Source organism: Amycolatopsis sp. NPDC102522, from assembly GCF_055584485.1.
Window position 1 is genome coordinate 1 of the sequence record NZ_JBVJLY010000048.1, and the last position, 14,476, is coordinate 14,476.

General features: G+C 66.4%; 14 protein-coding genes. 4 read left to right on the top strand and 10 right to left on the bottom strand.

From position 1 onward, the window contains the following. Positions 1 to 119 precede the first annotated feature (119 nt). The 4 genes from ACZ6YV_RS43960 to ACZ6YV_RS43975 all read right to left on the bottom strand — a co-directional run bounded on the left by ACZ6YV_RS43960 (position 120) and on the right by ACZ6YV_RS43975 (position 3,496). Positions 120 to 377, bottom strand: a complete 258-nt coding sequence (locus tag ACZ6YV_RS43960) for a hypothetical protein (protein WP_465515340.1) — start codon at positions 375 to 377, stop codon at positions 120 to 122. Next, on the bottom strand, positions 374 to 757 hold the full coding sequence (locus ACZ6YV_RS43965; RefSeq protein ID WP_465515341.1) for a WhiB family transcriptional regulator: 384 nt from the start codon (positions 755 to 757) through the stop codon (positions 374 to 376). The genes ACZ6YV_RS43960 and ACZ6YV_RS43965 overlap by 4 nt, the downstream gene beginning before the upstream one ends. Before the next feature lie 167 nt (positions 758 to 924). Then, positions 925 to 1,191 carry a hypothetical protein gene (locus tag ACZ6YV_RS43970; RefSeq protein WP_465515342.1) on the bottom strand — a complete coding sequence of 89 codons (267 nt, stop codon included), beginning with the start codon at positions 1,189 to 1,191 and terminating at the stop codon, positions 925 to 927. A 217-nt stretch (positions 1,192 to 1,408) separates the two neighbouring features. Then, complete coding sequence (locus ACZ6YV_RS43975; RefSeq protein ID WP_465515343.1) at positions 1,409 to 3,496, bottom strand: ATP-dependent DNA helicase UvrD2; 2,088 nt, start codon at positions 3,494 to 3,496, stop codon at positions 1,409 to 1,411. A 63-nt stretch (positions 3,497 to 3,559) separates the two neighbouring features. On the opposite strand from ACZ6YV_RS43975, the gene ACZ6YV_RS43980 reads away from it, so the two are divergent. Both ACZ6YV_RS43980 and ACZ6YV_RS43985 read left to right on the top strand, forming a co-directional pair. After that, complete coding sequence (locus tag ACZ6YV_RS43980) at positions 3,560 to 4,288, top strand: DUF4191 domain-containing protein (RefSeq protein ID WP_378237541.1); 729 nt, start codon at positions 3,560 to 3,562, stop codon at positions 4,286 to 4,288. A gap of 105 nt (positions 4,289 to 4,393) precedes the next feature. Beyond that, the gene (locus tag ACZ6YV_RS43985; RefSeq protein ID WP_465515344.1) at positions 4,394 to 5,347 is read left to right on the top strand and encodes a hypothetical protein; all 954 of its coding nucleotides are present in this window, start codon (positions 4,394 to 4,396) and stop codon (positions 5,345 to 5,347) included. Positions 5,348 to 5,399: 52 nt separating this feature from the next. Here the strand turns inward: ACZ6YV_RS43985 and ACZ6YV_RS43990 are convergent, their stop codons facing one another. After that, the gene (locus ACZ6YV_RS43990) at positions 5,400 to 5,885 is read right to left on the bottom strand and encodes an RDD family protein (RefSeq protein ID WP_465515345.1); all 486 of its coding nucleotides are present in this window, start codon (positions 5,883 to 5,885) and stop codon (positions 5,400 to 5,402) included. Positions 5,886 to 6,057: 172 nt separating this feature from the next. Between ACZ6YV_RS43990 and glnA the strand changes: the two genes are divergently transcribed. Further along, a complete protein-coding gene (gene glnA, locus ACZ6YV_RS43995) occupies positions 6,058 to 7,482 on the top strand; it encodes a type I glutamate--ammonia ligase (RefSeq protein ID WP_364216541.1) in 1,425 nt (474 codons plus the stop codon). 84 nt (positions 7,483 to 7,566) lie between these two features. On the opposite strand, the gene ACZ6YV_RS44000 is transcribed toward glnA, so the two are convergent. The 5 genes from ACZ6YV_RS44000 to ACZ6YV_RS44020 all read right to left on the bottom strand — a co-directional run bounded on the left by ACZ6YV_RS44000 (position 7,567) and on the right by ACZ6YV_RS44020 (position 13,726). Next, positions 7,567 to 8,001: an acyl-CoA thioesterase gene (locus ACZ6YV_RS44000; RefSeq protein WP_020633826.1), complete on the bottom strand. Its 435-nt coding sequence runs from the start codon at positions 7,999 to 8,001 to the stop codon at positions 7,567 to 7,569. Positions 8,002 to 8,129: 128 nt separating this feature from the next. Beyond that, entirely contained in the window at positions 8,130 to 11,102 is a 2,973-nt protein-coding gene (locus tag ACZ6YV_RS44005) for a bifunctional [glutamine synthetase] adenylyltransferase/[glutamine synthetase]-adenylyl-L-tyrosine phosphorylase (protein WP_465515346.1), read from the bottom strand. A gap of 108 nt (positions 11,103 to 11,210) precedes the next feature. Next, positions 11,211 to 12,329, bottom strand: coding sequence for an inorganic phosphate transporter (locus ACZ6YV_RS44010; protein WP_465515347.1), 1,119 nt, complete (start codon positions 12,327 to 12,329; stop codon positions 11,211 to 11,213). Positions 12,330 to 12,434: 105 nt separating this feature from the next. Next, on the bottom strand, positions 12,435 to 13,190 hold the full coding sequence (locus ACZ6YV_RS44015) for a type 1 glutamine amidotransferase (protein ID WP_465515348.1): 756 nt from the start codon (positions 13,188 to 13,190) through the stop codon (positions 12,435 to 12,437). Between the two features lie 83 nt (positions 13,191 to 13,273). Continuing rightward, positions 13,274 to 13,726 carry a rhodanese-like domain-containing protein gene (locus tag ACZ6YV_RS44020; RefSeq protein WP_465515349.1) on the bottom strand — a complete coding sequence of 151 codons (453 nt, stop codon included), beginning with the start codon at positions 13,724 to 13,726 and terminating at the stop codon, positions 13,274 to 13,276. A gap of 107 nt (positions 13,727 to 13,833) precedes the next feature. Here ACZ6YV_RS44020 and ACZ6YV_RS44025 point away from each other — a divergent pair, with 107 nt between their 5' ends. Next, a complete protein-coding gene (locus ACZ6YV_RS44025) occupies positions 13,834 to 14,280 on the top strand; it encodes an Lrp/AsnC family transcriptional regulator (protein WP_465515350.1) in 447 nt (148 codons plus the stop codon). Positions 14,281 to 14,476: the final 196 nt, after the last annotated feature.

Here is a 14,476-nt window from a genome sequence, read left to right on the forward strand (position 1 = left end):
ACCTCCCCCCCCACCCCCCCGATGCCCCCCCGCCGGCCCCGCCGCACCCCCAGCGCGGTCGCGGGCCGTGCCCCCGCGCCGCCCCCCCGCCCCACCCCCCCCCCCGCTCCCCCGAGTGGTCAGGCCTGAAAGCGCTCGGCTCGCCGGGTCGCCCAGCGGGCGACCTTGCTCCACCTGCGTGCGGCGCGTGGGCCGCTCCGAGCCCGCTGTGCGCGGACTCCCTCCTCGAGGTCTCGTATTCGGGCCCTGGACAGTTCTTCATAAAGCAACATTTCGCTGGTCTCCTCGACCTTGATCTCGTTCAATTTGGTCGGCGCGAGAGTTCGGTAACCCCTACGCGCCTCGTAGTCCCTGGTGGTGATGAGTTCGACGGTCATGCCGCAGCGCTCCGCTCGACCTTGCGCGCGATGGGACGCGCATCGGCGACGGGCTCGACGACCGGGTTCTTCCGGGGGCGGCCACGGGGCCGCTTCCGCGCGACGACAACGCCACGCTCGAAGATTTCGCCACCCCAGACACCCCACGGCTCACGCCGCGAAAGGGCACCTGCGAGGCAGGCGGAACGGACCGGGCAGTCCGCGCAGAACGCCTTCGCGCGCTCGAGCTCTGCCGGAGACTCGGCGAACCAAAGGTCCGCGTCGCCCGAACGGCAGGGAAGCATCGACTCAGGCGAGTCGATGGCGTCGAGCAGGTCGATGACGCCGGCGTCGGCGAAAGGCAGGGCCTCCCCCGGCGCGAAAGCTATGGTCGATGACATAAGTGCACTCCTCTGTCCCGTGACGGATTTCGTACTGACGGTGGAACTGGACAACGCTGAACCCCAATTAGGTTGTGCAGCCAACTTGTTTGTGCAGCAAAAACACGAAGGCCGCGGATCCGGTAACCCGGTTCCGCGGCCTTCGTGAGCCTCTAGTCCTGACTAGGTCAGGAACTTCGCTCCCGTATGGACAACGGAACACGGAACTGCTTGATGACCGGCAGATCGACGCCACCATTCACGTACGCCCCACCGAAGGCGGCGGCGTGCGTGAAGGTCTCGTCGGCGGCGATCCAGCTCAGGTCAAGACGCCGGGTGCCGCGGGCGGCGAGGATGCTCACGGGCATGAAGGTGCCCTGGCGCTGAGCCTGCGGGACTTCCGCGACGCAGGACAGACGGGTGCCAGGTTTCGTGAGCATCATGTTGATCGTCATTTCACCGGCACCACCTTTCTCTGTCGCGCGCGAGCCGCCCTGCGGTCTACGCTGTGTTGTAGAATTTCTTCCCCAGACCGAGCGGCTTCCCGCCCGGTACCTGCAGGTTATTGCCCCCGGCCGCACCGGGGCAACTTATTTTCCAGAAAATCCGCCGAAGCGGCGAAGATCGGCTCTGAGCAGCAGGTTCGCCGCGTGGATCAAGCCCGGAACGCGGTCAAGACTCCACCGAGGCCCGCACGACGTCCAGAACCTCCGCGCCGAAGCGTTCGAGCTTCGTCGCACCGATTCCGGAGATGGCACACAACGCTGTGTCATCAGTCGGCCGCTGCTCGGCGATGGCGACCAGGGTCGCGTCCGTGAAGACGACGAAGGCCGGCACCTTGAGCTCGCGGGAACGTTCCCCTCGCCAGGACCTCAGCTTCTCGAGCAGCTGCTCATCCACATTGGACGGGCAACGGGAGCAGCGTCCCAGCTTGATGTCCAGGGTCTCCAGCAGCGGGCCACCACACACCCGGCATCGTGCCTTGTTGGCGGACTGCTTCGGTTGCTGTGCTCGGGCGACCCTCGCGGCCGGATGGTCTTCGGGGATCAGGCCGTAGAGGAATCGGCTGCGTCGCCGATTACGGCGATTTCCCGACGTCCTGGCCAAGGCCCACGACAGCGAGAGGTGCTCTCGTGCTCGAGTGACGCCGACATAGAAGAGACGGCGCTCTTCTTCGATGGCCGCGTCATCACCGTCGGCGTGGAGGATCGGCATGGTCCCCTCGGCAAGCCCCACGAGGAACACGGCGTCCCACTCAAGGCCCTTCGCCGCGTGAAGCGAGGCCAGCGTGACGCCCTCCACCGTCGGCGGATGTTGCGCGTTCGCCCGCTGTTCGAGCTCCGCCACGAAACGAGGCAGATCCGCGTCCTCGATGGTGGAAGCCAGTTCCTCGGCCAGCTCGACGATCGACAGAAGCGCGTCCCATCGCTCTTTCGCCGCGCCTCCGGCCGGAGGCTGATCGGTGAGCCCGACCTTCGCCAGCACGGAACGAACCCGAGTCACCAGCTCACCGGTGTCGGCGTCGGTCGACGCCATCCGCAGAGCGGACATCGCCTGCCGCACCTCAGCCCTGGCGAAGAACCGCTCGCCGCCGCGGACCAGGTACGGGATACCCAGCTCCGCCAGCGCCTGCTCATAGGCTTCCGACTGGGCGTTGACGCGGTAGAGCACCGCGATCTCGCTGGCCGCCACTCCTCCGTCGAGCAGATCACGGATCCTGCGCGCGACGGCCGCGGCCTCGGCGGTCTCGTCGTCATACTCGGCGAACCGCGGGACCGGCCCCGGCGGACGCTGGCCGACAAGTTTCAGCCTCGACCCCGCAGGACGGCCACGGGCGGCACCGATCACCTGGTTGGCGAGAGCCACGACCTCCGGAGTCGACCGGTAGTCCCGCTCGAGCCTCACGACCGTCGCCTCGGGGAACCTCCGCGTGAACTCCAGGAGCGGCCGAGGAGAAGCGCCACCGAACGAATAGATGGTCTGGTTGGCGTCGCCGACGACTGTCAGGTCGTCGCGGCCGCCGAGCCACGCGTCGAGCAGTCGCTGCTGCAGCGGGGTGACGTCCTGGTACTCGTCGACGACGAAGCAGCGGTAGCGCTCGCGGAACTCCTGGGCCACCACCGTGTGCTCCTCGAGAACGGCGGTGGTGTGCAGGAGCAGATCGTCGAAATCGAGGACCTGCGCGGCGTTCTTGACCTTCTCGTAGTTGCGGTAGACCTCCGCGACCTGCGACGAGGGCGCGGGCGTGTCCCGCTGTGTGCGCGCCGCGACCGCCGGGTAGTCGTCCGGCGATACCAAAGAGGCCTTGCTCCACTCGATCTCACTCGCGAGGTCGCGCAGGAGTTCCGTCTCGGCGCTCAAACCGGCCTTGTTCGCGGCTTGGCTGATGTAGCGGAACTTGTTCTCGAGCAGCTCCCAGGGCCGGTCACCGACGACCTGGGGCCAGAAGTACCGAAGCTGGCGGCGAGCGGCGGCGTGGAAGGTGAGCGCCTGGGCGGCGTCGACACCCAGCCCTCGAAGGCGCGCACGCATCTCGCCCGCCGCACGGGTCGTGAAGGTGACAGCGAGGACCTGACCAGCGGCGACATGTCCGGAACGGACCAGGTGGGCGATGCGATGCGTGATCGTCCGCGTCTTGCCGGTCCCAGCTCCCGCGAGGACACAGACCGGCCCCCTCGGCGCGCAGGCGGCGGCTCGTTGCTCGGGATCGAGCCCATCGAGCAGGCCTGGACGACTCTTCGGGGACGATGCGCTAACCACGCCCCGATCCTCGCAGAGGGCCCGACGGGATCGGCGCAGGGCACGCGGCCGTATCCTGGACACATGGCGGGAAAGCAGGACAAGGAAGCAGCGAAGCTGGCCAAGAAGGAGAAGCGTGCCGCGAGCAAGGCTCGCCGCGGGCAGATCTTCGAGGCCTTCAAGATGCAGCGCAAGGAAGACAAGGCGCTCATCCCCTGGATGGCCGGATCGCTCCTGGTCATCACCGGTGTCGTGTTCGGCATCGGGTTCATCTTCGACGTCCACTGGGTCTTGCTGCCGCTGGGCATTCTGCTCGGCGCGCTCGCCGCTGTGATCATCTTCGGCAGGCGGGTCCAGAAGACCGTGTATTCGAAGGCCGACGGACAGCCGGGTGCTGCGGCCTGGGCACTCGAGAACATGCGAGGCCGCTGGAAGGTGACGCCGACCGTGGCGGCCACGACCCAGCTCGACGCCGTGCACCGGGTGCTCGGTGGCCCGGGTGTCGTGCTCGTCGCCGAGGGCGCGCCGCACCGCGTGAAGACCCTGCTCGCGCAGGAGAAGAAGCGTGTGTCCCGCCTGATCGGTGAGACCCCGATCTACAACGTCATCATCGGGAACGAAGAGCAGCAGGTGCCGCTGAAGAAGCTTCAGGGCTATCTCATGAAGCTCCCGCGTAACCTCAAGCCCGCCCAGGTCGACGCGCTGGAAGCAAAGCTGGCCGCGCTCGGCAGCCGCGGCGCCGCGATGCCCAAGGGCCCGATGCCCGCCGGCGCGAAGATGCGCAACGTCCAGCGCACCATCCGCCGCCGCTGACCGAACGAGAATCAGGGGTCCTTTGCTACCGCCGCGTGCGGTAGCAAAGGACCCCTGATCCGTCTCCGGAGAAAAACTGTCGGTGGGTGGTCGCATGATCACTGTGTGGACGGAACCTCGGGCGCCCGGCAGACGGCGCTGGCAGCGATGTTCCCGGACGGCGTGGCCGCCCGGGCGAAACTTGTCGCCCTGGGGCATTCCCATTCCTGGATCTCTCGCCGTTGCCGCGAAGGCGGCCCGTGGCGCCGTCCGATTCCCGGCGTCATCCTCCTGACCAACGCCACGCCGTCCAGGCGTCAGCTGATGAAAGTCGCACTGACCCACGCCGGTCCCGACGCGATGCTCACCGGAGTCCAGGCAGCCAAGTTGCACGGGGTCCGAAGACTTCCGCCGGAAGGACGGGCCCACACCCTGATCCCGCACCGGAGCAAAGTCGCCACCTGGGGATTCGCCATTGTCGAACGAACGATCCACCTGCCGGAACCAGTAGAGATCGACGGACTGCCGGTAGCTCCGCTCGCCCGGGCCCTGATCGACGCGGCCAGGCGCATGGACGAACTCCAGTCCGTGCGGGCGATGATCCACGACGCGGTCCATCGCGGGCTCTGCACTCCAGAGGAACTTCGAGATGAGCTGGCGCAGGCCAGCACGATCGGCTCCGCACTACCCCGGATCGTCGTCGGCGCTCTCCAAGACGGTGTCGACTCCGCGGTCGACCAGTGGCTGGAGACCGTGCTCGAGCGCAGCGGCTTGCCCAGGCCGATGAGGAAGGCTGAGCTACGGACTTCCGACGGAGAGACCGTCGGTATCGCCGAGGTCTGGTGGCCGAAGGTCGGCGTCGCCATGCAAATCCGCTACGACGAAGTCGCACTAGAACCGGGCAAGGTGCCTGAGGTGCCCGCACTGGTCGCCGCCGGCCTCATAGTCGTCCAGATAAGTCCGGCACGACTACGAGACGAACCGCTGGTAGTGATCCAGGAACTGCGAGCAGCTCACCGCCGCGCCCGGCAACGACCGCCTCCGGAACTCGGCAGCGCTCCTGCGGTACCGGCCGCCTGACCACGGCCGCTGCTCTCGGCGGAAGCAAAGGTCCCTTGCTCCCACTCCGGGGTCATCGCATGCGGATCACGACTGTTCCGGTCAGCCGGTCAAGCCAGCTTCGGCCGTCGATGTTGCGGATCGCGGCCGGAATGATCACGGAGGTCAGCGCCGTCCGCACGACGGCACGCCACACTCCGACCATTTGCGCGCCGTCGAGCCTGGCCACGCGGACACCGACCACTGCCATACCAGGAGTGAAGCCGAAGAAGGCCGCGGGAATGACCGTGATCACCGCCCAGACACCCACCGACCAGAGGTTGAACTTCTGCATGACGGCGGGATCCTGAAGGCTGGGCGTCACGAAAAGAGTGGTGACCAGCGAGGCGAGGACCAGGTCGATGATCAGCCCGAGGAGACGGGCCCCACCGCCCGCCACCGAGCCGACACCCGATTGGGGCAAGCCGAGTCGCTCACCACGCCATCGCTGCGTACCCTCGCCACCGGCCGTCGTTCCGTCCCCGGCTCCGGGTAGCCATTCTCCGGTCCATCTCGCCACCCATCCAGGGTATGCCGGTGGCGCAGGACACATTCGCCCTGGTCGACTACCCGATATCGCCGCCCCGTTAACACCGGCGAAACATACGGGTGACGGTCGGGCAACACCACGCTCTTAGCGTGAGCCGAAGAGAGTACTGCCGCCGGCAACGAACGAGAAGGAGTCACCGAGGGTGCCCACTACTCCAGACGACATTCAGCGCCTTATCGCCGACGAGAACGTAGAGGTCGTCGACGTCAGGTTCTGCGACCTGCCCGGCGTTATGCAGCACTTCACCGTTCCGGCGAAGGCGTTCAACGAAGAAGCCTACGAAGAAGGCCTGGCCTTCGACGGCTCCTCGGTGCGTGGTTTCCAGTCGATCCACGAATCCGACATGCTGCTCCTCCCGGACCCCGAGACTGCGCGCATCGACCCGTTCCGCAAGGCGAAGACGCTCTCGCTGAACTTCTTCGTGCACGACCCGTTCACCCGTGAGGCGTACAGCCGCGACCCGCGCAACATCGCGCGCAAGGCCGAGCAGTACATCTCCGAGTACGGCGTCGCGGACAACGTGTTCTTCGGCCCGGAAGCCGAGTTCTACATCTTCGACTCGATCCGGTTCGACTCCGCGGAGCACGCCTCGTTCCACGAGATCGACTCCGTCGAGGGCTGGTGGAACACCGGTGCCGACGTGCCGGGTGGCAACCAGGGTTACAAGACGAAGTTCAAGGGTGGCTACTTCCCGGTTCCCCCCGTCGACCACTTCGCCGACCTGCGCGACGAGATCGTCCAGAAGCTGCAGGGCTCCGGGTTCGAGATCGAGCGTGCGCACCACGAGGTGGGCACCGCCGGTCAGACCGAGATCAACTACAAGTACAACACGCTGCTTCACGCTGCGGACGACTTGCAGCTGTTCAAGTACATCGTGAAGAACACCGTGTTCGCCGCCGGCAAGACCGCGACCTTCATGCCGAAGCCGCTCGCCGGTGACAACGGCTCGGGTATGCACTGCCACCAGTCGCTGTGGAAGGACGGCACGCCGCTGTTCCACGACGAGTCGGGTTACGCGGGCTTGTCCGACACCGCCCGTCACTACATCGGCGGTCTGCTCAAGCACGCGCCGAGCCTGCTGGCCTTCACCAACCCGACCGTGAACTCGTACCACCGGCTCGTGCCGGGCTTCGAGGCCCCGGTCAGCCTGGTGTACTCGCAGCGGAACCGGTCGGCTTGTGTCCGTATCCCCATCACGGGCAACAACCCGAAGGCCAAGCGTGCCGAGTTCCGGTGCCCGGACTCGTCCGGCAACCCGTACCTGGCGTTCTCGGCGATGATGATGGCGGGCCTCGACGGCATCAAGAACAAGATCGAGCCGCCGGAGCCCATCGACAAGGACCTCTACGAGCTCCCGCCGGAGGAGGCCCAGAACGTCAAGCTCGTTCCTGGCGACCTCGGCGCGGTTCTGGACACGCTGGAGGCCGACCACGACTACCTGCTCGAAGGTGGCGTGTTCACCCCCGACGTGATCGACACGTGGATCTCCTACAAGCGTGAGAACGAGATCGACCCGCTGCGGCTGCGCCCGCACCCGTACGAGTTCTCGCTGTACTACGACGTGTGATCGTGCGGTAGGAACACCAAGAGCACGCCGGTGGTGAGGTGCGGAATCGCCCTCACCACCGGCGTTTCTTTGTCGGTGGGACTTTTACTCCGAAGTGGAGAGAACCTTCAGGTCGACACCCGCCCGCTCGATGCGGCCGCGCGGGTCATCCACCAGCTTGCGTCGCTCGAGATCCATCAGCCCCAGGGTGCAGGTGATCTCCGCGGAGAGGGTGCCGTCGACCTTGTAGATGTTCGAGTCCATGTGGAACGTCTTTCCGGTACCGAACTTGGCGTCGCAGGTCACGTCGACGACGTCACCGGCCCGGAGCTCGCGACGGAACACGATGTGGGACTCAAGCAGGACAAAAGCAAGATTCGCGTCTCGCATACCCGAGTTGAGGCCACCGGCGAGCTCCATCAGCTCGAGTCTGGAGACCTCGCCGTACGAGTGGTAGACGGCGTGGTTGAGATGGCCGAGAGTGTCCAGCTCGTAGTGGCGCACCTTGATCCGGGTGCGAAATGGCTCGCGCACAGTCACCGGTTCACTGTAAGCGCCGCTCCCTGTCCTCGACGCCGAGTGTGAGCAAGGGACCTTTGCTGTCACCTCGCTCACCCCCGGCAAGCGATAGCAAAGGTCCCTTGCTCACTTCCCGCAGGTCAGAGGGGTCAGCCCTGGTAAAAGAGGGTCTCCACGACCGCGTGAGCACGTCGCGTCGTCCGCCTGTAGGCATCGAGGAACTCACCTGGATCGTCATCGGCCGAGTAGCCGAGCACCCGGGCGACCGCGGCGAGATCTCGACCGGAGCTGGGGATCTCGTCGACAGCCTTACCTCTGACCAGCATCCCGGCGTTCCGGACACGCGTCGCCAGTAGCCAGGCCTCGGTCAGGGATTCGATCTCGGCGGGCTCGGCGAGCCCCGCTGCCACTGCGGCCTTCAACGCTTCGATCGTCGAGGTGGTCCGGAGCCCCGCGACTTCATGCCCGTGACGCAGTTGTATGAGCTGCACGGTCCACTCCACGTCGGCGAGCCCGCCCCGCCCGAGCTTCGTGTGCCGGGTGGGGTCGGCGCCCTTAGGCATCCGTTCCGTCTCCACCCGCGCCTTGATCCGCCTGATCTCCCGCACCCGAACCGCGTCAAGGCCTGCTTGCGGGTAGCGAATGGGGTCGATCATCTCGATGAACCGTGCGCCGAGGTCATCGTCACCTGCGATGAACCGGGCCCGGAGCAGCGCCTGCGATTCCCAGGCCTCCGCCCACCGCCCGTAGTAGCTGCGATAGGACTCGAGGGTCCGCACCAGCGGGCCGCTTCGCCCCTCCGGACGAAGATCGGCGTCGACGACCAACGCCGGATCGGGGCTGGGCGCACCGAGAATCTTGCGCACCGTCTCGGCAACCGAGGAAGCGAACTTCGCTGCTTCGGAGTCCGACACGCCTTCGGTCGGCTCGCAGACGAAGAGAACGTCCGCATCGGACCCATAGCCGAGTTCGGCTCCGCCCAGGCGTCCCATGCCGATGACAGCGATCCTCGCCGGCGTCTGCCCGAGCTCCGCCTGACGCTGGCGGAAAGCAGCGGCCAAGGCGCCCTGCAACACGGCGGACCACACGCTCGACAACGCCTCGCAGACCGCTGGGACGTCGAGCAAACCCAGTAAGTCCGCTGACGCGATCCGCAGCATCTCGTGCCGGCGGAGCGATCTCGCGGCCGCGACCGCCGCGTTCAAACCCGGCTGACGCCGCACCGTGGCTCGCAGTGAACCGGCCACTTCTGCCGGAGTGCGACCGGCCAAGCGCGCGGGATCGCCGAGCAGTTGCAGGACTTCCGGCGCTCTCGCCAACAGATCGGGCACCAGTCGCGACGTGCCCAGCAAGAAGGCGAGCCGCTCGACAACAGCACCCTCGTCCCGAAGAACTCTGAGGTACCAAGGTGTTTGCTCGAGTGCCTCCGAGACCTTCCGGTAGGACAGAAGTCCGCGGTCTGGATCCGGGGTGTCGGCGAGAAGATCCAGCAAGACCGGCAGCAGAGCCTGCTGGATGGCCGCCCGACGTGACATTCCCGAGGTCAACGCCTTGATGTGCTGCAGGGCCCCGTCCGGCGCCGCGTAGCCCAGCGCGGCGAGGCGGCTCTCTGCCTGTTTCGTCGTCAGCCGTAGCGCTTCGGTCGGCACGTTCGCGACCGATTGCAGCAGGGGCCGGTAGAAGAGTTTCTCGTGAAGACGCCGGATGCTCTGCAGGTGGCGGCGGAACTCCGCCAGCAGCACGTCTCCTTCACTTTTGCCCCGGGCGGGCCGCACCCCGCTCGCCCTCGCGATCGTTCGCAGCTCGCTGGCGTCCGAGGAGGCAGGGAACAAGTGCGTACGCCGGAGTCGGCGAAGCTGAAGCCGATGCTCGATGGTCCGGAGGAACTCGTACGACGATCCGAGCTCGGCGGCGTCCTTTCGGCCGACGTACCCGCCCTCTCCCAGGGCTGCGAGTGCGTCCATCGTGGACGGCGAACGCAGCTCCGCGTCGATCCGACCGTGGACCAGTTGCAGCAACTGCACGGCGAACTCGACGTCGCGAAGGCCTCCGCGTCCCAGTTTCAGCTCCCGCTCGGCGTGCGCGGACGGCACATGGCCTTCGACGCGCCGTCGCATCTTCTGCACTTCGGGGACGAAATTCTCCCGATCTGCCGCCGCCCACACCTTCGGTGCGACCATCTCCGCGTACTGCCGCCCGAGCTCAACGTCGCCTGCGACCGGCCGCGCTTTGAGCAAGGCCTGGAATTCCCAGGTCTTGGCCCACTTCTGATAGTAGGCAGCGTGTCCATCGAGAGTCCGGACCAAGGCGCCCGCTTTGCCCTCCGGACGCAACGCCGCATCGACCTCGAAGCAGGCCTTGCCGACCACGCGCATCATCGTGCTGGCCAGCCTCGTCGAGATCGAAAGCTCTCCATCACCGACGAAGATGACGTCCACGTCGCTCACATAATTCAGCTCTCGACCACCGCATTTGCCCATCGCGATCACGGCCAGCCGACCTTCGACACCGGCGCCCACTTCGGCCTCCGCGACGAGGAGCCCTACCGTCAGCGCGGCCTCTGCCAGTGTGGTGAGTTGAGACCCGATCTCGGCATAGGGTGGCTGGCGGAGGCCTGGTTCGACCAGATGACCGAGGTCGGCCGCCGCGATTCCGAGGAGCAGCTCGCGGTACCCGGCGCGAAGTGCCTGCTCCGACTCGAGCCCCGTAAGGAGCTCTCCTCCCTGCCGCAAATGATCGAGGAGACGGCTCGCATACTGATCCGGATCAGTGGCCTTGTCCCCTAGAAGGGTCTTCCAGCTGTCGGTGTTCGCGACCAGGAAGTCCGCGAGCGCGCTCGACGTGCCCAAGACGCCGAGCATCCGGCCGCGGAAGGTGCGGTTGGTCCGAAGTGCCTGGTCGAGCTCATTCCAGGCAGCCTGGTCGGCTTCCCTGATTCGGTCGAGCCCGCTCAACGCGAGATCGGGGTCCGCCGCACGGGAAAGTGCCGACAACACGTCGGCGGCGGAGCCGTCCGGGCCGGATTCGGTCCACCAACCGGCAGCACGCAGCTGCCCGTCGGCACGGGGGTCGGTGAAGCCGTATCTCGCCACGGAAGCGGTCGGCCTGGCGCGCTCAACCATCGGCTTCCACCGTAGTCGCCCTTCCGCCCGTGACCAGACGGACGCGCAAGGGAGCAAGGGACCTTTGGTGTCGCCGCCCCTCGGCGATACCAAAGGTCCCTTGCTTCGCTAAGCGGCGATCCTGCCGACTTCCTGTTCGGGAACGGTCGGGGCGGGACCGGCGAAGCTGCCGGCGTTGACGGGGCTCCGCCGGGAGAGCAGGTAGATCCCGACGCCGACCGCCAGGCCCGTGACGCCGACACCGATGGTGCCCACGGTGCCCGTGGAGGTCACGAGACCGGCCGCGGCACCGACGACGGCGGCTGCCGGAAGCGTGAACAGCCAGGCGATCACCATGCGGCCGGCGGTGCGCCACCGGACCGGTGCCTCATTCCTGCCCACACCAGAGCCGACGATGCCGCCGGAGCAGACATGGGTCGTCGAGAGGGGAAAGCCGAAGTTCGTCGAAGCGAGGATGACCGCCGCCGAGCTGGTCTGTGCGGCGAAGCCCTGCGGACCATCGATGTCTGTCAGGCCCTTACCCAGCGTGTAGGTGATTCGCCAGCCGCCCAAGTACGTGCCCAACGCCAGGGCCAGCGCCGCGCTGACGATCACCCAGAGCGGCGGCCCGGCCCCGGCGGGGAGGGTTCCGGCGGTGATCATCGTCAGCGTGATGACGCCCATGGTCTTCTGTGCGTCGTTCGTACCGTGGGCAAGCGAAACCAGCGAAGCCGAGATGATCTGTCCGACGCGGAAGCCTGCGGTGCGGCCGCGGCGGACGAAGATCCGGTAGACGAAGTACGTCACGATCATCGCGGCGAGGCCAGCCAGTACCGGCGACAGGGCCGCTGGAACCAGCACCTTCTCGACGATCTTTCCGAAATGGACGGAGTCCGTTCCGGCCGACACCCAGGTGGCGCCGATCAGGCCGCCGAACAACGCGTGGGAAGAGCTGGACGGCAGTCCGACGAACCAGGTGACCAGGTTCCACACGATCGCACCGACCAGGCCGCCGAACACGATCGCCGGCCCGATCTTGGTGTCGTCGACCAGTCCATTCGAGATGGTCTTGGCCACTTCGACCGACAGGAAGGCTCCGACCAGGTTCAGGACCGCGGAGATCGTCACCGCGACCTTGGGACGCAGCGCCCCGGTGGCGATCGACGTGGCCATCGAGTTGGCCGTGTCATGGAAACCGTTGGTGAAATCGAAAATTAGGGCCGTGACGACGACGAGCACGACCAACACTGAGGGCTCCACCCCGACCTCCGAACCCTTCGAAACTCCCTTCGCAAGGTACCTGACAGCCTCACCGGAGTGTTAATAACCCATACGCATTTGAGACATAAGTCGTTAAGCCATCGGCAATGTACGTTGACGTTCCGCAGCCGGAGCGAGGTCACCTGACACCAGTCGGACGAAGCGATGCGCGAACGGTCGCCAGGTTTCGGTGATATCGGCGTGCACCCGGGCGAGGTTTTCCGGGGTCAGTACCTCCGGCCGGGTGAGTTCCGCCATTTCCGGCGACTGCCGTGCCCAGTCGAGGACCACCTCCGGTGTCGTCTCGATATGGAACTGGACACCGTAGGCACAACGGTCGAATCGGAAGGCCTGGTAGGCATACCGCGGCGAGGAAGCGAGAAGCTCGGCGCCCGCGGGCAGCCGGGTGATCGCGTCATTGTGGAACTGCAAGACGTCCTGCATGAGCGGCAGGTCCGCGAAGAGCGGATCGATCCAGGCAGCGTCCTTCTTGGACACGAGCCCTGGGCCGACCTCAGGTCCTTGATCACCTGCGACGACGCTGCCACCCAGCGCCACCGCGAGGAGCTGACCGCCGAGGCAGATCGCGAGCGTCGGGATACGCGCACTCGCGGCCTTCGAAAGAAGCTTCCGCACATCCGCGAGCCACGGATGAGCGGCGTCGTCGGTGGCGCCCATCCCTCCGCCAAGACATACGACGCCCGCGTACCCGTCGAGGTCAGCGGGGAGACTTTGATCGGGCAGCAACCGGATGTCGAGATCGGCTCCCACCTCGGTGAGCCAGTCGCCGAGGGGGCCGATCGGATCTGATTCATCTGGCTGGATGACGAGCAGCTTGGGAGCGGTCACCACCCCAGCCTACGACCGCCGGGAGAGCAGGGGACCTTTGCTATCGCTCGGGCGGCGATAGCAAAGGTCCCCTGCTCCGTTGGTCAGCAGGCGCAGCGTGGGGTGGCTGCGGAGGTGAGGGCGGGCGCGAGGGAGTCCCGGTCGACGGGATAGCCGGCTGCTTGCCAGGCGGTGATGCCGCCGGACAGGCGTTTGACCTTGAAGCCGAGTTCCGCGAGTTTCAGGGCCCCTTTGGTCGCGGCGTTGCAGTGGTTGCTCTCGCAGTAGCAGACATAGACGAGGTCGCGGTCGAGCCGGCTGACCGATTCGGGTGTCATGTCCCGGTACGGGAGATTGATCGCACCGGGGATACGAGCCGACGCGAAGGCCTCGGGTGCCCGGGTCTCGACGATCACGTACCCCTGCCGAGTGCCAGAGGTGAGGTCGCGGACCAGGTCGTCGGGATCCACGTCGAGGGCGATTTCAGCGCGCAGGAGCGCGGCCGCGGTCGTGCTGTCCAGGGCCGGGAACGTCAGTACGCGGGATGCGGTCGTCATGCCTCAATCCTGCTGATCGGTGTTCATCCACAACATCGGAGAATCCAGGTCTTGGCGACGGTTAGCCTGGAGACTCCTGGCAGGCATGACGATCGACCTGGAGTTCTGTGGACCTCGATGATCTCGACTGGCAGCTGCTCGAGCTGCTCCAGTCCGACGGCCGGTTGACCTTCTCGGAGCTCGGCCGGCGGGTATCGCTGTCGGCGCCCGCGGTGACCGAGCGGGTTCGGCGGCTCGAGGAGAAGGGAATCATTACTGGCTACTCGGCCGGCGTCGACCTGACGAAGCTCGGGCTCCCGATCGAGGCAATGGTCCGGGCGAAGGTGCGGAGTCTCGACACACCTCGCTTCCGCGAAACCATCCTCGCGCTGCCTCAGGTGCTCGACGCCGATCACGTCACGGGTGACGAGTGCTGGCTGGTGCGGGTCGCCTGTCGGACCACCATGGAGTTGGAAGAGCTCGTAGAGCGGATGCAGCGTTATGGGGAGACGACGACTTCACTGGTCTTCTCGTCGCCCGTCCGCCGGCGCGCGGTCGGTCGGCGAAGTTGCTGAACGACGCCGCCGGGAGAGCAAGGGACCTTTGCTATCGCCGGGGGCGGGTGGGCGTGAGTCGGCCTGGGTGAGTGGCCGGCGCTCACGTTTGTGACGGAAGGTGGGTATGAGAAAAGGGCTCGGGCTCCGGGAGAACTCGTGGTTCTCAACCGGGGCCCGAGCCCTTTTCTTCTAATGTTAGTCCGGCGGTGTCCTA

What these genes read in the sequence shown, in the direction of transcription:
- ACZ6YV_RS44020 (WP_465515349.1), bottom strand. Translation starts at nt 13,726, where the DNA reads ATGACGACCGCATCCCGCGTACTGACGTTCCCGGCCCTGGACAGCACG.
- ACZ6YV_RS43960 (WP_465515340.1), bottom strand. Translation starts at nt 377, where the DNA reads ATGACCGTCGAACTCATCACCACCAGGGACTACGAGGCGCGTAGGGGT.
- ACZ6YV_RS43980 (WP_378237541.1), top strand. Translation starts at nt 3,560, where the DNA reads ATGGCGGGAAAGCAGGACAAGGAAGCAGCGAAGCTGGCCAAGAAGGAG.
- ACZ6YV_RS43965 (WP_465515341.1), bottom strand. Translation starts at nt 757, where the DNA reads ATGTCATCGACCATAGCTTTCGCGCCGGGGGAGGCCCTGCCTTTCGCC.
- ACZ6YV_RS44005 (WP_465515346.1), bottom strand. Translation starts at nt 11,102, where the DNA reads ATGGTTGAGCGCGCCAGGCCGACCGCTTCCGTGGCGAGATACGGCTTC.
- ACZ6YV_RS43970 (WP_465515342.1), bottom strand. Translation starts at nt 1,191, where the DNA reads ATGACGATCAACATGATGCTCACGAAACCTGGCACCCGTCTGTCCTGC.